Annotated in this window: 20 protein-coding genes; all 20 read right to left on the reverse strand. The window is 45.5% G+C overall.

Annotated elements, in window-relative coordinates:
* Positions 1-51: 51 nt before the first annotated feature.
* On the reverse strand, positions 52-1,101 hold the full coding sequence (locus QUE24_RS00585; RefSeq protein WP_286304769.1) for an energy transducer TonB: 1,050 nt from the start codon (positions 1,099-1,101) through the stop codon (positions 52-54).
* Positions 1,102-1,135: 34 nt separating this feature from the next.
* Positions 1,136-1,546 carry an ExbD/TolR family protein gene (locus tag QUE24_RS00590; RefSeq protein WP_286304770.1) on the reverse strand — a complete coding sequence of 137 codons (411 nt, stop codon included), beginning with the start codon at positions 1,544-1,546 and terminating at the stop codon, positions 1,136-1,138.
* Between the two features lie 71 nt (positions 1,547-1,617).
* Positions 1,618-2,262, reverse strand: coding sequence for a MotA/TolQ/ExbB proton channel family protein (locus QUE24_RS00595; protein ID WP_286304771.1), 645 nt, complete (start codon positions 2,260-2,262; stop codon positions 1,618-1,620).
* A 196-nt stretch (positions 2,263-2,458) separates the two neighbouring features.
* Entirely contained in the window at positions 2,459-3,793 is a 1,335-nt protein-coding gene (locus QUE24_RS00600; protein WP_286304772.1) for a TolC family outer membrane protein, read from the reverse strand.
* A gap of 6 nt (positions 3,794-3,799) precedes the next feature.
* The gene (locus QUE24_RS00605) at positions 3,800-5,143 is read right to left on the reverse strand and encodes an HlyD family type I secretion periplasmic adaptor subunit (protein WP_286304773.1); all 1,344 of its coding nucleotides are present in this window, start codon (positions 5,141-5,143) and stop codon (positions 3,800-3,802) included.
* Between the two features lie 14 nt (positions 5,144-5,157).
* Positions 5,158-6,885: a type I secretion system permease/ATPase gene (locus tag QUE24_RS00610; protein ID WP_286304774.1), complete on the reverse strand. Its 1,728-nt coding sequence runs from the start codon at positions 6,883-6,885 to the stop codon at positions 5,158-5,160.
* Between the two features lie 46 nt (positions 6,886-6,931).
* The gene (locus tag QUE24_RS00615; RefSeq protein WP_286304775.1) at positions 6,932-7,402 is read right to left on the reverse strand and encodes a type II secretion system protein; all 471 of its coding nucleotides are present in this window, start codon (positions 7,400-7,402) and stop codon (positions 6,932-6,934) included.
* Positions 7,389-7,766 (reverse strand): type II secretion system protein, encoded by a 378-nt coding sequence (locus QUE24_RS00620; protein ID WP_286304776.1) that lies wholly within the window; start codon positions 7,764-7,766, stop codon positions 7,389-7,391. The genes QUE24_RS00615 and QUE24_RS00620 overlap by 14 nt, the downstream gene beginning before the upstream one ends.
* On the reverse strand, positions 7,766-8,248 hold the full coding sequence (locus tag QUE24_RS00625) for a type II secretion system protein (protein ID WP_286304777.1): 483 nt from the start codon (positions 8,246-8,248) through the stop codon (positions 7,766-7,768). Before QUE24_RS00625 ends, QUE24_RS00620 begins: the two co-directional genes overlap by 1 nt.
* Before the next feature lie 5 nt (positions 8,249-8,253).
* Complete coding sequence (locus tag QUE24_RS00630; RefSeq protein ID WP_286304778.1) at positions 8,254-10,134, reverse strand: secretin GspD/PilQ domain-containing protein; 1,881 nt, start codon at positions 10,132-10,134, stop codon at positions 8,254-8,256.
* A gap of 86 nt (positions 10,135-10,220) precedes the next feature.
* Entirely contained in the window at positions 10,221-10,382 is a 162-nt protein-coding gene (locus QUE24_RS00635; protein ID WP_286304779.1) for a hypothetical protein, read from the reverse strand.
* A gap of 68 nt (positions 10,383-10,450) precedes the next feature.
* Positions 10,451-10,774: a hypothetical protein gene (locus tag QUE24_RS00640; protein WP_286304780.1), complete on the reverse strand. Its 324-nt coding sequence runs from the start codon at positions 10,772-10,774 to the stop codon at positions 10,451-10,453.
* Entirely contained in the window at positions 10,774-11,331 is a 558-nt protein-coding gene (locus tag QUE24_RS00645) for a hypothetical protein (RefSeq protein WP_286304781.1), read from the reverse strand. The genes QUE24_RS00640 and QUE24_RS00645 overlap by 1 nt, the downstream gene beginning before the upstream one ends.
* 7 nt (positions 11,332-11,338) lie before the next feature.
* Positions 11,339-11,851, reverse strand: a complete 513-nt coding sequence (locus QUE24_RS00650; RefSeq protein WP_286304782.1) for a hypothetical protein — start codon at positions 11,849-11,851, stop codon at positions 11,339-11,341.
* A complete protein-coding gene (locus QUE24_RS00655; RefSeq protein ID WP_286304783.1) occupies positions 11,848-12,723 on the reverse strand; it encodes a hypothetical protein in 876 nt (291 codons plus the stop codon). Before QUE24_RS00655 ends, QUE24_RS00650 begins: the two co-directional genes overlap by 4 nt.
* Positions 12,704-14,422 carry a GspE/PulE family protein gene (locus tag QUE24_RS00660; RefSeq protein ID WP_286304784.1) on the reverse strand — a complete coding sequence of 573 codons (1,719 nt, stop codon included), beginning with the start codon at positions 14,420-14,422 and terminating at the stop codon, positions 12,704-12,706. Before QUE24_RS00660 ends, QUE24_RS00655 begins: the two co-directional genes overlap by 20 nt.
* Entirely contained in the window at positions 14,419-15,429 is a 1,011-nt protein-coding gene (locus QUE24_RS00665) for a type II secretion system F family protein (RefSeq protein ID WP_286306145.1), read from the reverse strand. The genes QUE24_RS00660 and QUE24_RS00665 overlap by 4 nt, the downstream gene beginning before the upstream one ends.
* On the reverse strand, positions 15,429-15,602 hold the full coding sequence (locus QUE24_RS00670) for a hypothetical protein (RefSeq protein WP_286304785.1): 174 nt from the start codon (positions 15,600-15,602) through the stop codon (positions 15,429-15,431). Before QUE24_RS00670 ends, QUE24_RS00665 begins: the two co-directional genes overlap by 1 nt.
* 24 nt (positions 15,603-15,626) lie before the next feature.
* Complete coding sequence (gene gspG / locus QUE24_RS00675; RefSeq protein WP_286304786.1) at positions 15,627-16,076, reverse strand: type II secretion system major pseudopilin GspG; 450 nt, start codon at positions 16,074-16,076, stop codon at positions 15,627-15,629.
* 68 nt (positions 16,077-16,144) lie between these two features.
* On the reverse strand, positions 16,145-18,481 hold the full coding sequence (locus tag QUE24_RS00680; RefSeq protein WP_286304787.1) for a calcium-binding protein: 2,337 nt from the start codon (positions 18,479-18,481) through the stop codon (positions 16,145-16,147).
* Positions 18,482-18,512: the final 31 nt, after the last annotated feature.

Raw genomic sequence — 18,512 nt, forward strand, 5'->3', positions numbered from 1 at the left:
TTGATTGGCGCTATACATCACTATAGCCATGATAAAAGCTGACGAATGAGTTTAGTCTGTTAAACGAAAGTTAACAGGTACCACCACACTAAAGGATTTTCTCGATAAATCACCGCGAACGGGTAAGGCTTTCACCGCTTTCTCGACCATCTCATGCGCAGCTCTATCTAAAACACTATGTCCACTACCCTGACCGACGACGGACATGCTCACCATCCTGCCTTGCTCAAAACGAACACTCACCATCACTGTGCCTTCAAGGTGACGGCGAATCGCTAATTGTGGATAGGTTTTATTCTTAGACACCATGGCATAAAGCAACTGTCCATAACCTTTCCAGGCGGTATTTCGATCCACTTCCCCAGTACCACCTTGGTTGCTACCATTACCATTATCTGCTGTACCCGTGCCTGTAGCGTCAGCTTGAGATGAGGTCGAGCTACCGGATGCCGTCGTTGAGGATGCTGCTGGTGTATCAGTCACCACGCCCTTAACCACTTCGCTTGGCGTCTCGACTTGCTCAATCTTTTCTACAACCTCAGGTTCAGCCGTCGGTTTTTGCTGCACCTGTTTCACCGTTTCAATCGGTTTCTCAGGTTTGGGCTGAGGCTTTTCAATTATTTTCGGCTCAGGTTTTGGTTTAGGCTTTTCAACCTTTTTGGGTTTGGGCTTTGGCTTAGGTTTCTCTGCCTTTTTAGGTTCTGGCTTAGGTTCAACTTTTTTAGGTTCAGGCTTGGGTGGTTCGGGTTTTATCTCTTCAACAGGTTCACTTTCAGGTGGCTGCTCTATCACCACCATTTCCTCTGGCTCAGGAGGGGTATCATCTTTAGCAACGAGCAGTTTTTTGTTTGTTTCTGGTTTTTTTATAGGAGCGACAGGTTCTGGGATTGGTTCAGGTTCAACCACCTCTTCAACGATGGGTTCAAGCTGGCTTACCTGCACCGTGATTCTTGTTGGTGCTGCCGGTGCTGCTGGCTCCAGTGTGGGCATAAATAATAAAATCAATAACAGATGAATCAGCACTGCCCATAAAAAACCAGGCAGAAAGCGTTCTGATCCAACCGAACGATTTGAAGAAAAATCAGCGACCAAAGCCGTCATATTAACGCGTCACACAGCCAATCAATAAGCAGCATTACTGACCAGACTCCGGTTGTATCACAAAGGTAAACTTACTGATGCCAGCACGTTGAATGGCCGCCATAACTTTAGCCACTGTGCCGTACTCCGCTTTTTCATCAGCAAAAATCTCAACACTGGTATCCACGTTTTGTGCCGCCTCCATCAGCGCCATATCCAGTTGTTCAGCATTCACCGTTTCATCACTGAAGTACATGGTGCCGTCAGCTGTCACACTGATGTTGATAGACTCGGGTTGAGTGAGTGTTAAGTCTGAGCTGGCTTTAGGTAAATTGACTGGTACCGAATTCATCAATAACGGGGCTGTCACGATAAAAACGGTCAGCAGCACCAACATCACATCCACTAAGGGCGTCACATTGATTTCACTCATCATATTGTTGTCACCGCCAGTATTCATCGCCATAACAAATTTCCTTTATGCATTATCGAGCAACAGGTTGATGCCTTCAGCAGGCATTATTCCTGTTGAGCCGCCTAATCGTGTTTGATACGAGATTTGAGAACTAACAGATGAAATGCCGACGAAAAATTATCCATGGTGGCCGCAGACAACCTGACTTTACGTAAAAAGTAGTTGTACGCCAGAACGGCAGGTACAGCGGTAGCAATACCAATGGCTGTGGCAATCAACGCTTCCCCTATCGGTCCCGCCACCACATCCAGACTCGCTGAACCCGATGCCGTAATGCTTTTGAGTGCATTCATAATCCCCCAGACCGTACCGAATAAACCAATAAAGGGGGCAGTTGACCCCACACTGGCCAGTATAGACAAGCCATTTTCCATGCGGGTTTGCTCAGCATGCGCTTGTTGTTTCAGCGAGTGCATCAACATTTCACGTTTATCATCTGGCGCAACAGAGTTAGCCAGATATTGCCATGAAACCAGCTCATCCAATCCTGCCTGACAAACACGAGCAAGACGGCCTTTTGTTGAAGACATCACCGCCAACAAATCCTGAATATCACGCGCTTTGGAAAAAACCGCCAGAAATTCTCTATCAAAACGGCTATTACGATAAAAGGCCAGGTATTTACTAATCCCTACTGACCAGATAAGTACCGATAAAATAACAAGAAAGATAAGTACCGCATCAACAATATCTGGAACTGCATCCATAAAAAACCACTTTCCCTAGAATCAAGATAACAAGCAATGACGAACTAAAAAGTTAAACCAACCATTGACCAAGGAGCACTGTTTCTTGTGCTCTTACTCTATATGCCAATCGAAAATGAAAAAGTGACATTTTTTTTACATTTTTTTACAAGGCATATATTTCTAAGTCTTTTTTCTCAGCGCTAAGCTTATGTTCTTACCGTCCTTGGAAACGTGATGAGACATCCTCAAGATCATCAAACACCAATGTCCCTGCTGTTTTTTTGAAATTCAGGTAGCTTTGTAAATAGTTATAACGGGCTAGCAATAAATCGGCTTTGGCTTCAAATAACTGACTCTCGGCATTAAGCACATCGACATTGGTACGGGTGCCGCCTTTGATGCTTTTTTTGGTAGCATGAACCAGTAACTCTGCCGAGTTAACGGCGGTTCTGTAGGCTTTTAGTTTTCGTTTGGCATTAGAAACCAGATTAAACTGCTGCTGTAATTCTAGTGTGACTTTGTTTGCGGTCTCATCAAACTGCTCTTTAGCCCTGTATAAATTGGCTTGTGATTGACGCACACGAGCAGAGGTCGCGCCACCTGAGAAAATCGGCACCGTCACTTGTAAACCAACAGAACGAATAGTGGCTTCTTGATTGTAGGTATTGGTGGTATCCGAGGTATTGTTATTCCAACTGGCAACAGCATCAAGCGTGGGTAAATGTCCCGCCTGGCTGCGTTTTAGCTCTTGCTGGGCCACCTCAACGGCATAGCGTTGAATGTTGAGTTCGACATTATTCTGTAACGCCACCGCTTCCCATTCGGATAAATCCTCGGTATTCAACGGCAGCAACGTAAAGTTATCGATCAAGGGATCAATATCCCGTGTAGTTCTGCCCAAAATTTGATCCAAGGCTGCCTGAGCATCGCTGACATTATCTCTGGCTTCTACAATATCCGCGTCAGCCAAATCATATCTCGCTTGTGATTCCAGGATATCGGTTTTGGTGCCTTCGCCATGTTTATACATCACCAAATTGGCCTGCATCTGTTCTTCATAAGCGGCTTTTTTACGTTCAGCCAGTGACAACATATCTTTCGCATACAAAACGGCTGCATAGCGATTAAATACCCGTAAGATCAGTTCCTGATCACGTATGGCAAACTCTTGTTCACTCATTGAGGTCTGTGCCAGTCCTTGTTTGTAACGTGCATACGCATCAAAGTTAATCAATGGCTGCCGTAACTGAACGGAGGCGGTTTCACTGTTATATTCACGTTCTTCAGTTCGGCTGAATAGACTGTTTTGATACTCGATATCCGCATCATTTCGAAACCGGGAATAACTGGCAGTTACCATCGGTAATAAATTGGCTCGTCCCAAGGTTTTGTATTCTTTACCAGCCTGATAGGCGTGATACGCCGCCTTAAAGGTGGGGTCATTCGCTCGCGCCAGCGTATAGGCTTCGACTAAATCTAGCGCCTGAGCCTGACACGTCGATAACAATCCGAGTGCAACACCACATAGCGATTTCATCCATAACTTCATACTCAGTTACTCTTCAGTCATGGATAGTTTCAGGCGGTCAATAAACGGTTTGAGCAAATAATTCATCATGGTACGCTCACCTGTTTTGACAAACATCTCGACCGGCATACCAGGCTTCACGGTCAAATCAGGCATCATCTCAATACCTTCAGGCGAGACCTTGGCGATCAACTGGTAATATGGCTCACCGGTTATCTCATCAATCAAACGATCTGCCGATATCTGAGTGACCTCTCCCGGTACATGTGGCGTCAGGTTTCGATTAAACGCGGTAAACATCAGCTCTACGGGTAAACCAGCACGCACTTTATCAATCAAATGCACCGGTAATTGCCCTTCAACCACCAGCGAATCTTCGCTAGGCACAATGTCCATCATATTAAAACCAGGCGCGACCACCGCACCTTCAGTAAAGACTTTTAAGCCTACGACAATGCCGGATGCCGGTGCCCTGACCAGTACTTTTTCAAGGTCATAATCCAGACCAGTTAACTGGCTTGCCAAGGCATCCACTTGTTTTTGTACCTCAGAAAGCTGCTCTCTGACTTGCTCTTTATATTCCTGTTGGCGTCGTAAGCGACTTAGCTTTAGTTCACTCACTTGACTTTGAGCACGGGCGATATTGCCAATATCTTCTGAAATGGTGGCATTGATTTGTGCCGCCGTTTGCTCCAGTTCCAGTAGACGGTTACGGGCCACATACCCTTCTTTTTCTAACTCACGAATCCCTTCCAGTTGTTCATTGATATAGGTCAGTTGTTCTTCTTTATTTTTACGCGAGGCTTGTAAACCCTTCGTTTGTGAGATCAAACCATTAATATTTTCACTAATGGCAGATAACTCACTATGTAAGGTATTTCGGCGTGATAAAAACACCTCTTTCTGTGTTTCCAGATAACTCATCACCCGCGGGTTATCTGACATATCCGATAACATGGCTGGAAACACAATCTGATCTTGATCGTCTCGTTCTGCAATCAGTCGTGCTTCAGTGGCTTTAGCAATGTAATACTGCACCCGGTTGGTTTCTGCATCAGCTTTAGCCTGAACATTGTTCATTCTGACCAAGACATCACCTGCTTTAACTTTCGAGCCTTCTTTTACCAGGATGGCATCGACTGTGCCCCCATTTTGATATTGCACCGCCTTTTTATTGGTGGCGACAGAGACTTTGCCATTTAACGGCACCCCTTTATCCAAAGGGGCCAATAAAGCCCAGATGAGAAATCCACCAAACCCGGCCAGTACGATTAACCACCCCATGCGGGTATATTTTTTAATGTCCGTACTGATGGTTTTGCTAACAGCATCAGGTTGCTCATATTGGGGTTCAGACTGTGTTGTGCTCATGGTTTCACTCATTGTTAGGCCGCCGATGTTGCTTTGACAGTGGGGGTTTTGCCATTCTGTTTATTGGCCAGTGCCGTCATGACCTCCTTGGTGGGGCCAAATAGCTGTGCTGTGCCCTCAACTAACAGTAATAATTTATTCGTCGCGGCTAAAGCATTAGAACGATGGGTGATCATCACGATGGTTTTGCCACGTTGTTGCAGTCGTTTTACTGCGGCAACCAGTGCCTTCTCACCCGTTTCATCAAGATTAGAATTCGGCTCATCCAATACCAACAAGGCAGGGTCGTCATAAATCGCTCGTGCTAAACCCAAACGTTGTTTCTGACCGCCTGAAAGTCCAGCGCCATCATCACCTAGGCGAGTGTCATAACCTTCAGGTAATCGTAAAATCATGTCATGCACGCCAGCCTGCTGTGCGGCTGCAATGACCTTATTTGGGTTCACTTCACCAAAGCGGGCAATGTTCTCGCTGACAGTGCCAGCAAACAGTTCAATGGTTTGCGGTAAATAACCAATATGAGGACCAAGCTCATGTTTATTCCATTGGAAAATATCAGCCGAGTCCAGACGCACATGACCAGCAGCTGTCGGTGCAATGCCGACAAGCGCGCGAGCCAGCGTGGATTTACCTGCACCGCTGGGCCCAATAATGCCAAGTACGTCACCTGGTGCAATCGAAAAACTGACATTTCTGATGGTAGGCACTGTGCCACCTGCCGGTATCACGGTAATGGCTTCTACTGTCACCAGCCCCTGAGGTTTGGGTAAAGGCATATTCACATCACGTGCCGGATTCGCTGTCAGTAGTTCATTAATGCGGCCATAGGCACTTTTTGCCCCACTCCATGTTTTCCAGACACTCATTAATTGTTCTACTGGGCTGAGTGCACGGCCCATTAAAATAGAGGCAACAATCATCATGCCGGGAGTGATTTTATCTTCAAGCACTAATAAACCGCCCAATCCTAGAATTAATGACTGTAATGACAAGCGAACAAAACGACTGATAGCCGATACCACGCCTGACTTTTCACTGGCATCACCTTGTAATAACAGGAATCGACACTGCAATTTGTACCAGCGTGACATCAGATTCGGCAGCATGCCCATCGCTTCAATCACTTCAGCATTACGTAGATTATTGGTAGCCAGATTATTTGCGGCGATAGAGGCTTCGTTCGCTTCTGCTAATGGCTTTTTAGATAACCGTTCATTGGCAATCGCCAACGCAATCAGCGTCAATGAACCAAATAAAGCAAACAAGCCCAAGGAGGTATCAAACAAAAAGATGATGAAGATGTATATCGGAAACCACGGTGCATCAAAAAAGGCGAATAAGGCATTACCACTCATAAATTGCCGAATACTGGTCAGGTCTTGCAGAAACTGACCGGCATTCACACCGGCTCTTTTTAGACTTTGCTCAAACGCCGCGGTGTAGACGCGTTTATTGAGCATCATATCCAGCTTGGCTGAGACGCGAATTAACACAAAACTACGAACAAACTCCAGGCCGCCTAACACCAGGTAGGCGCCAACCACCATCACCGTTAACATTAATAAAGTCGATTCATTACGACTGGTCAACACCCGGTCATAGACCTGCAGCATATACAATGACGGCGTCAGCATCAGAATATTCAAAATAGCACTGAACACACCGACCGTAATAAAGACAGATTTAAAGGCGAGCAATGACTCGGCGATTTCATTCCTGGTAGTTTTTAACGGCTTTTTCACCTTATTCACCTTCATTTTTCTTGCGTATAACTAGAGAAGTTCTCTCTTATGAGCGATAGTCTTCTACGTAAACAAAAAACCACTCTGCGTAATAATCCTTATCCTCAAACTCCTGATAGATAGGCCTGAAATTCTTCTGTTTGAATGGTTTTTCACCTGACAGACTATTAATCCCCATCACTCCGCCACTGGGGGCGACGACAATGCCCCAGCCTTCACGTTGCGTCATAGGATCGATATACAGTTTTCTGAGATAACGTTGTGGCGTTGGAAACCGGTCGTCATACAACAGAGCTTCCAGATTGGGCGGGTACTGTTTCACGACACCGGGTGTGGCGTTGTAATAACGGCCAATGGCTTTGCGAATAGCGTCACCCACTTTTAATAACTCCTGTTCTCGCTGCCGCTGAACCACATCACTCCAGCGCGTACTTGCCTGTGTTAATGCATAACCTGCTATCACCAGCAAACACAGCATGCCAAGCAAGATAAATCCTTGTTGCTTACCATTCGGCATACGGAGTGCCTTCTGATGACATCAATTCCGAACCGCTATAGACATTGGCAATCTCGCCTTCGTAATAACTGTCTTTAGGTGGGGTAAATACCCAGGTATCACGACGATCCGTGATGGGGTCCACCGGGACTTCTCGTAAATAGCGTCCTTCAACTAATTGTTCTAACGTATCTGGATAGGCATTTCTGTCAGCGACATACTGATCAATGGCACTACGCATGACGATCAAGTCATGACGCAGCACTTTTTCTTTTGAGCGGTCGATGGAAGCAAAATATCGGGGTGCCACCAGACTCAATAAAATCGCGATAATAGTGAGCACCACTAATATTTCAATTAAGGTAAAGCCTTTGTTCGTTTTCATTACCATTCCCTGTATGGCTGTTGATTAATACCCATTCCATTGGATAGTGAATACACGTCGTACACATCCTCGCCGGCAGACTTGTCATCAAACGAACTTTCATAACTGCGTAATCCCCAGGTTTCGGAATTGCTTAAGTCAGGGTCACTGGCAAACGGATCACGTGGAATACGTCTGAGGAAATAGATTTTTTTGTGTTCCGGATCTTGGGCATCTTCGACACCGTCAACCAAGATTTGCAGGCTTTCCGGATAACCCGATGCGTCATCCGAAAGCTTGATGCGGCCATCATCAACAGCCTGTTTGTAGTCATCAATCGCATCGCGGATTTGCCATAATGCCCGCTTCAATTCCTGCTCTTTATTTCGCTGTGCACTGAGTTGCACTAATGGGGCTGCCGAGCTGACTATCAGCGCCAATAAGGTGAGCGCTACCAAAAGTTCAATCAGTGTAAAACCATGCTGTGTACTACGCTGAGACATGGTGCTTACATGCCTCCGTAACTATCTGTTTGCAGGATTTGATCAGCAAATTCCTGTGCCGTCTTGGCATTGTCACGTTGTTTTTCGTCATCCGTTGGTACCACAGGTGGTGGTGCTGATGAATACGATGGTTGATAGGCTGGCTGAGGCTGAGCTTGTGGCATTGCGTACTGACCCTGCCTGTTTTTCGCAGAATGGTTAATACCAGATGGAAATGCGGTATAGACTGAATTGGCCGGTACGATGTTGTGCAGAATGCGTGGCGTAATCAGTAAGACAATCTCATTTTTCTGTCTGTCTTTATTCTTGTCAGTAAAGAAACGACCAATGAATGGTAAGCCCGACAAGCCCGGTACTTTGTAGTCGGTATTGGTCTCATCATCTTTGAATAGCCCTGCCAGAATCTGCGTTTCCCCATCCTTTAATGACAAGGTGGTATCAGCATTACGGCTGCCAATGGAATACGCCACTACCCCACTGCTGGAGGTGATTTGGTCGATAATATTACTGACTTCCAGTTTGACCTTAATGGAGACCTGATTCTGAATCTGAATAATCGGTTCCACTTCCAGTTTGATACCCACTTCGATGTAACTGACTGACTGAGAAACAAAGCCAGTTGAGTTCGACACACTGGTTAAGACCGGCACTTTGTCGCCAACATGGATCTTGGCTTTATCCCGGTTTTTCACTCGTATTTTCGGGTTAGCTAACAAGTTTGTATCTGTGTCTTTTTGCATCAGATTCAACGCCAACACCGGATCCGTTACCGTGAACACCCCCATTCCAGAATTGAATTCTTTCAGCTCGGCTAAGGTCAGGCGACCATCAACATCATCTTCACCACGCACACCGAGCGCGACATTGGTTGGATAACGAATGCCAATCTCTTCCAGGTTTCGCCGATTAACTTCCATCACCTCCACTTCCAGCATCACTTCCGGTTCAACCAAATCCTGTGATGCAATCAGTTTTTCAGCGGTTTTTATTGACGCCAGACTGTCTCGCATCACCAGCGTATTCAGCTTTTCATCAACGTAGACATCTTCCACTTTCAGTACAGTTTGCAGCAGTGCCAAGGCTTGTTTGGCATCCATATTGTTCAGATAAAAGCTGCGTACATATAACTCCTCATATTCCTGACTCCGGCTTAAGGGATAAATCAGAATGGTGTTTTCATTAAGGATTTTTTTACCTAATTGATTGGTGGTCAGGATGGTATCAATCGCTTCTTTAATGGGTGTATCACGCAACATAATGCTGGTTTGCATGGCATCACTGAGTTCACGATCGAAGGTGAAATTTAAATCCCCTGCCTTGCCGATATACTCAAACACCGACTTGATAGGTGCATTGTTAAATTCCAGACTGACCGACTTTTTAAATGCCGATTTGATGTGTGGCACCGTAGTGACTTTCTCAATGGCCTGTTCATCAAGTTTTTCAAATAATTGCCTGGCGGCTTCATTGGTCGAGTCTTCAGCCAGCACCAGACGAACCAGGTTACGCGCTGTATCAAAGTCGTCTTTTTTAAAAGCCTGTTCAGCACTTTGCATAATGCTTTCGTGCTTTTGTGCAATCGCCACTTTTTTCAGGCCGTTTAAAGCCCGTTGATTTTCCGGTGCCAAGGCCAGTACTTGGTTAAATATGGCTTCAGCCTCTAAAGGTTGCTGATTATCCAGCGCCGCATGAGCGGATTGAAGTAGCCCGGCTATTTTCATCTCCTGCTGGAGTTTTAAGGTATTACGATATTCGGGATTGAGTGGATATTGCGTGGTTAACTGCTTTAATTTGTTGATGCCTTCATCTACCTGACCATAGGCAATCAGACGTTTTGCATCTATAAAATCAGCATTCGTTTGTTGCTGTTGTTGCGTTGCCTGCATGCTGCTGCAGCTTTGTAAACATGCCAAAGCCACTAACAAGACCGAACGTCTAATGACTCTTGAACCCCGTTTATCCTTAACTACTCTCAAAGTACTGCTCCAATTGCCACAAGAATCTGTGTCTGTGTTGGTAAGTTGAGTAAAATCATTTCTGTTGAATGAATTGCTTTTACCTGCCACACCTCTTCCAATGTATCGCCTGCCCGCACAACGTAGTTGTCACGTCCATTGGTCAGAAATACACGCATTTCTCCATCTTCAATCAGCTTGCCGACATAGGTATATGGGTTAACAGGCGTTACCGGTGCTCTGGGAGCTACGGCGACAGGCTGGCTTTCCTGTTTTGGTTTAGGTAATGCAAATACATTGACGGGGACATCAATGATTTTTTTCTTAACACAAATTCGCTGTTATTAGCAGGCTCAGTAATAGCTAAGGTTTGTGGTTGAATAGCTTGTGACTTAATGATTTGTGTTTGCCTATCCTGAGTTTGAACAGAATGTGTTTGCACATGATCCGGGGCCACCACAACAACATCTGTCACGCTGTTATCCGGCTCATCCTGCATTTCTACAAACACCACCAAAAGCAATGTCAGTGCTAAGCCGACCCACACAAGATTATCTTTTAGCTTCAGCATCAGCGGTGACCTTCCGCTTTTGTGTAGAGCACCAATTCGATATTGGCTTTCACCTGCTCGCTACGCATATTGTCGCGCTTAAAATTAATATGGTTTAAGGCCATGCTTTGCTGACGGTTCATGATTTCCGTCACTACATTACGAATGGCAGGATACGAGCCTTCCAACGGAAATTTGATGTGATAAAGCACCATGCTTGATTCGGGTACTTCGCGTGTTGAATAATCTGAACGGTCGAGTCTTAAGCCATGTTGTTCAATCACGTTTAATACATCAGCAATTTTCTGATTAGCGTCTTTTTGAACTGGCAATGCCTGATAAAAGCGCTGTGTTATATGTGTAGAACGTGGTTCGGGTTGAATATCAACGGGGGTATGTTGCGCCAGATCGTCAATCGTTAAGCGCAGTTGCTCAGCCTGCTGATCATTAGCCTGAGTCATCCATACCATCATCAGGCTCGCTAGTAGTAAGGCGACCGCCAGATGGCCTTGCCAGCCCCACTGCCGAAGCTGATAGAGCAGCCATTGTCCGTAATGTTGCATCATGACTTTTTGCATCAGCGTCCTACCATGTCACTAATAATTCAAACTGTGTGGCTTCTTTGCCATTCAGCCTTACCGATTCGGTGGATACCAAACTCACCGAGCTCACAATGGCCTGCTGTTTAAGGTTGCTGATATAGGCCAGAATCTCATCCACCGGTGAGGTGATAGCAATAATCTGCACAGTTTTATTTTTTACATTTGGCTCAATAGCCACCAATTGAATGCTGTCGAGCCGGGATTCTTCCAATGCATAAAACAACTGTGGCCATGGGCGGATAATCTCGTTAATGGCGACATTCACGGCATCCAGTTCAGCTTGTTCACGTTCAGTTAGTGGCTCTGTTGCAACCGTCAATTGTGTGGTTTTGGTGTAAGCCGCTTTTTCTTGATGTAATTCAGACAGCCGTGCATTACTCTGCTGTAAAAAGAACAAACTCAGCATTACCAGCAAAACAGCGACAAATAATAAAAATGACGCTACCGGCTTTTGTACGGATGGCTGCAAACTGTGATTTAGCTGTATCGTTTTCATGAGGCAATTAACCTCGTGACCTGAGTGTCAGGCTGTTCATTGGCAAACAGTTTTGACGATGGCAGACGGATAACGCGATATGTCGCTATTTTTATTGCACTGGATGATGAGATATCGGGCCAGTGTAATAACATGGGTTGCTCATAACGCTGTTGTAGCGCTTTATCGAACTCGCTATTCACCAAACGCTCACGCTCTATCAGCAGTTCAATCTGGCCAATCACATCACTTTCCTGCTGCACATTTTTAAGCCACATCCACTGACCTTCTGCCATCAAGCCCAGACATAAACGGCCATCACTGACCACGGTCAGCCAGCACAAAGTTTGTAACTGCTGATCTTTAATGACGCTGATAGCCTCATTCATCACCGACATCAGATACGGCTGAACAGAAACAAGTTTGATGGCCAATGTGGAAAACACTGCATCAATGGTTTGAATAAGTGGTGTGGGTATTGCGCTGGCAACAGCAGACTGTCCAAACCCAGCCGGGCTCGATGTTTTATTCCAGCTTTTCACCACATCGCCATACATGCTGACAAACAAATGCTGTAAATACCCCTGCTTTTCTTCCTTGGTCTTAATCGCCGGATTCCAGGGCAGCACGGCATAACGCACAAAACTATTGGCTAGGACAATACGCGCTGTTTTTGCCTGCCAGCGGTCCTGACTAAGTGTTGTCTGTAAAACCTTGGCAAGATAAGCCACGTCCACATCCATGTGGTCGATAGCCTTTTTGAACATGATTTTCTGTTGATCAACACAACGTGTTTTACCAGCCACACCTTGAAAGCTTCTGATAACAAGACTATTAGGCCGAATACACACATTCAGCTCGTCGGTCATGATGCTAAGCCAGTGTGGTAACACGATTAATCTCCTCCAGCGTCGTTTCACCATTTTTCACCAGTAATAATGCCGCTTCACGCATCGTTCTGGTGCCATTGGCATAAGCTGCTTCTTTGATTTTGCGTACCGGCTCTCGGGTCACAATCATTTCGCGAATTTCATCGTTAAAGCACAATAATTCGGCAATCGCTTTACGGCCTTTGAAACCCAAACCGTGGCACTGGCCACAGCCCTGACCTTTTTTAAACTGAAAGTCTTTTATTTGTTCAGGCGTTAGACCAGACTTTTCAACCAGTGCCGCATCGGGTTTATCCTCAGTCAGGCAATGTGGGCAATTCACCCGCACCAGTCGCTGAGCCAGAATGCCATTCATCGCTGACACAAAGTTATAAGGGTCAACGCCCATATTGGTAAAACGGCCAATCACATCAAACACATTGTTGGCATGCACGGTGGTGAGTACCAAGTGACCGGTCAATGCTGATTGCACGGCAATTTGTGCAGTTTCACCATCACGAATCTCACCGACCATGATTTTGTCGGGGTCGTGACGCAGAATAGAACGTAACCCTTTAGCAAAGGTCAGTCCTTTTTTCTCATTCACAGGGATTTGTAAGACACCGGGTAATTGGTATTCAACCGGGTCTTCAATGGTGATAATTTTGTCTGTGCCGTGGTTAATCTCAGAAATAATGCCGTACAGCGTGGTGGTTTTACCGCTACCGGTTGGGCCTGTTACCAGCAACATGCCATAAGGCTCTTCAGCTAATAAACGAAACCGGGCCATGATATCTGGGGCAAACCCCAAAATATCCAGACTCAAGCCTTGTGCTTCTTCACTTAATGCCTGTCTATCTAAAACCCGTAAAACCGCATCTTCACCCAACACACTGGGCATAATCGACACACGTAAATCAATTTCTCGCCCCAGTGCCATGACTTTAAAGCGGCCATCCTGAGGGATACGACGCTCGGCAATATCCAGATCAGACATGACTTTAACCCGGGAAATCACTTGCTCTGCCTGAGCCATTCCCTGAATGCCACCGACATGACTTAATACCCCATCAATACGGTATTTCACTTTCAGCCCGTTTTGGTCAGTTTCCAGATGCACATCACTGGCGCCGGCTTTCAGGGCATCGTATAGCGTTGAACGCACAAACTTCACTATCGGGCTGGTATCTTCGCTGATTGAGCGTAAGGAGATATCTTCTATACTCTGCTCATCATCTTGTCGTTCATGGTGGTGTGTGGAGACTTCATCTCCCAAAGCACGCATATTTGCTTCATGATGAGAGAGATACACATTTAAATCTTCGGTGTGAGCCAGTGTCCATGTCGCAGGTTCTCTCACCAGCAAATCCAGTTTGGAATACAAATTGGCTTCAAACGGATTCGCATGAACCAGATATAAGACATCTTGACTATCACGCACTGCCACGCAGCCAATTTTCTCTGCCTGAGTAAACGACACCACATCAAAATCAGGCTGTAACTGATAAAGCTGAGAAATGCTAAACACCGGATAATGCACTAATAAACCGAGTGCTTGCACAAACACATCCGGGCTTAACTCACTGACTTCTTCCAATACCTTAAGCAAAGGTTGTTTGCTTTGCTGTGCCAGTTGTTTCGCCTGATTCAGCTGTTCAACGGTCAGTGCTTCTACAACAGGCTCTGTTTGTTCTGGGGTGATATCATGATAGGCCGTATTCATTGAATACTCCCTGCCAATTCAAAAATTGGCATATACATCAACACCACCACCAAACCGACCACCAGACCAATAATGATCATCAATGCCGGTTCAAGTAATTTGGTTAACCACTCCACAGCGCGGGCAATTTCATCATCGTAGAAAACACCAATGCGTTCCATCATGTCGCCCATCTGGCCTGTGCGTTCGCCGACCCGTAACATACGAACAGAAATAGATGTGGTCATACCATGTTGTTCCATGGCGCTGGATAAGGTTTTACCCTCTTTCACATCGTTCGCTACTAAAGCTAATTTGCTGCGTAATAAAGGCTGCAATAAGGATGACACCATCTGCATAGCCGTGGTCAGCGGAATACCACCGCGAAGCAACATACTTAATGTTCGGTAAAAACGGGCAAGCTGGTAAATTCTCAGCGTTTCGCCCAGTTTAGGAATTTGCCAGACTTTCGCCATAATAAAACGGCGTACAAATGCCCGGCTAAAGACATAGCTCAACAAGGCAACACTGGCGATAAACACCATAAACGCCTCACGTCCATGACTGTGTAATAACTGTCCCCAGCTCAGTAATAGCTGAGATAACCAGGGAAGATCGGCGTTGGTGCTTTCATAAATCACGCTGAATTTCGGTACGACATAGCCCAATAAAAACAACACGACCAGGCCGCCCACGACCAGCAGTAACACGGGATAAATAGCGGCAGAGACGATTTTCTTTTTCATCGCATCAATCTGTGACTGATAGGTCACATGACGGCCTAAAGCTGTCGCCATATCACCCGTGCGTTCACTGGAACGAATCAAGGCTATATATAAAGGTGTAAATACCTCTGGCAAACTTTCCAGCGCAGAAGATAAAGGTTGGCCATCAAATAAAGCAGCCTTAATTTGATTTAATACTGCTTTAGATTCAGCCTGAGTTTCTTTTTCGGCCAGGGCTTCTATCGCCTCAACCAGACTGAGTCCTGACTCAATCAAGGCGAGTAATTCCTGGCTGAACAGCATCACATTGAATTTGGCTTTTTTAACTGTGGTAAGCCAAGATTGAATGATCCACTTTTATGTTGGTTAATTGAAAGTACGTGGTGGCCTTGCATCTCTGCCAGAGAACGCGCCTGATTTTCGTTACCGGCTTCTATCTCTATCAGTCTGACAGCCCCATCATGGATAACTTTCATGGTAAAAATCATACAGACAGCAACCTAACGCCAGCTCACAATATCAGCTGCCGTATCATTGCCACCGCTTGCACCATCACTGCCTAAAGACCATATGTCATACTCAGAATATTGACTTTGTGTGCCAGGCATCTGGTAAAAATACGGGTTATCCCACGGATCTCTTGGGACTTCTTTTTTAAGGTAAGGCCCCTGCCACTTACGTTCATTGTTCGGCGGGGTATTTAATGCCGCTAAGCCTTGCTCTGTGGTTGGATAATGGCCTACATCCAAACGATACTGATCTAAGGCTTTACCCAGTGCTTCAATCTGAGCACGAGCTGTTTTGACTTCTGATTTACCAATTTGGGCAAAATATTTCGGCCCGACATAACCGGCTAACAAACCGACAATAACCATCACCACCAATAATTCAAGCAAGGTGAACCCTGCTTGGTGGTGTTTTTCTTTTAAACGAATAAGCACTTCTGACATAACATTAATCTCAACGACTGACCGGTAAGAAAAAAGGGTGTACCCAATGGGCACACCCTCCATTCGTTTTATGCAAACACGTCAATGTCAGATGCACTTAATGAAGTGACACCTGTCAGAGTCGCAAATTGCACAGCAGCGCCAGCGCCACTACCATCAGCGTCATAGCTCAATGCACCGGTTGATGTGTCGAATAACAAGAAGTCATTCGCATCACCAGCAGCTGCACCTACACTACAAACAAGATTATCAGCAGTAAAACTACCTGCTGTCAGAGAAGTAAACTGATCAATGTTCAGGGCAATCGTATCCAGCCCACTCACAAAGTCAGTAATGGTATCGATACCAGTTAAATCAAATGCAGTGTCTACATACGTTTGCACTTCATCATCATCGCCTGTGACCACTTGCTCATGGACCTGACCAAACACGAACGTATCCGCGCCGTTACCGCCAGTCAGAGTATCGTTACCGCCGTTACCTACAAACACATCATCCTGCGTGGTACCGATAAAGGTATTGTCATTACCATTACCTTCAAAACGCAGACCATTTGCAGTGACACCAGAAGCATCCACAACGACATTATCGATGGTACCGCCATTGTTACCCAGGCTATTGCTTAGGTCATCGACAGTACCATTGGCAGCGAAATAGTAGTGGTCATTCAACATTTGCAATGCATCATTTTCCACATTCAGTTGGTCAACCGTACCACCCACCTGAACCACTTCCATGCCTTGGAAATTAGCGTCGTTTAATACAACAGTACCATTAGTTTTTGTATCTGCACCCACACCGCTGGTAATGCGTAATGTATCGACACCGTCACCACCCACGATCAGATCGTGATTAGCACCAGTAGCAATCCATTCCTGAGTACCATCATCAGCCGCAGAGGTTGTACCTGAGGTACCTGAACCAAAGCCACCAATTTCAAAGATGTCATCGCCGTCTTCACCGTACAGGCTATCTGCACCGCTTCCGCCAACTAAAACATCATTACCATCACCACCGTAGTAAGTATCATTACCACCGTTCATGACACCGTAATCGACACCAGCACTGCCATAAACGGTTTCAGTCGCTCCAGCCGATTCATTGCCGCCATAAACATGAGTAAAGCTACCTTCTTCACCTTCACTGGCATCGTAGATCATGTCAACGTTGTGGAATAAATTCGCTACTGCAAATTCCTCAACAGAGAACTCAGCGTAGTCATATTCCTCTTCCTCAGCACCGACGATATCTTCATCAGGTTCAAACTCAGCTTCTTCAAACTCCATTTCAACCGTGACTGACTCGCTCGGTCCACCGGCCGTACCATGGATTTGCAGACCAGGATTTAAGAAGCCAGTGCTTAATGACTCAGCATTGTCTTCTAACTGCTCAGAAGATAAGGTGATATTAACGCCACTATCCAGTTCAAGACGCTCAATTCCAGAGAATGATAAAGACTCATCAAAGTCACCGCTTTCTGTAAACTGCAAAGTATCAACAGCGTTATAACCTGCAAAGGTAGAGGCAGCGGTATTGATTTCAGTCGAACCAGGACGAGTAACCAGATTCAAGCGAACATCCGTTTCAGCTTGTTCTGACATTTCCTGATCTTCAATTTCAACAAACTCATTGTTAACAGTGTCGAAACCGAATAAAGGCCCTTCTTCTTCCTCGCCTTCTTCTTCCTCTTCTTCGCCTTCTTCACCTTCAGCTTCGTTCAAATCAACGTATCTTGCTGCATCGCCTGAAAGGTCTTGAGCTGAAACACCACCTTGGATGATCGTTTCTTCTTCAAACTCATCACCGACAACAAAGGTATCGTTTCCATCTCCCCCTAGCAATATATCCTGTGATGTTACGTGATAAACATTACCATCGACGCTCTCGTCTCCAGCACTACTTCCCTGACCTTCAATATAATCAGCGCCAGCACCACCTGATAAGATATCATTTCCGTCACCGGCATAAATGTCATCATCACCAGTGCCACCATCAATGATGTCATCACCATTGCCAGTTGAAATATTATCGCTGCCACTGCCACCCGAAATAATATTATTTCCGCCTTCAGCATAGATTAAGTCATTTTCACTACCACCCGATATAATGTCATCACCTGTACCAGTGTAAATAGTGTCATCACCACTGCCACCACTAACGATATTATTTCCATTATTGCTGCTGCCATCACTAGAACCTGTAACAAGAATGTCATTACCATCAGCACCAATCAGAACATCACTGCCTGTTCCACCGATAATAAAATCATCCCCGGCACCGCCGTAAATGACATCATCACCAGCAGCACCATCTATAGTATTTCCAAGATCATTACCTACAATTAAATCATCACCAGAGGTACCTGTATAACTCGTTTCCGTAGAGTTAAAAATTTTAGTAGCCATGTATAATTCCTTATTATTAAAGTCTTTTTTG

Source organism: Methylophaga marina (assembly GCF_030296755.1).
Classification (GTDB): Bacteria; Pseudomonadota; Gammaproteobacteria; order Nitrosococcales; family Methylophagaceae; genus Methylophaga; species Methylophaga marina.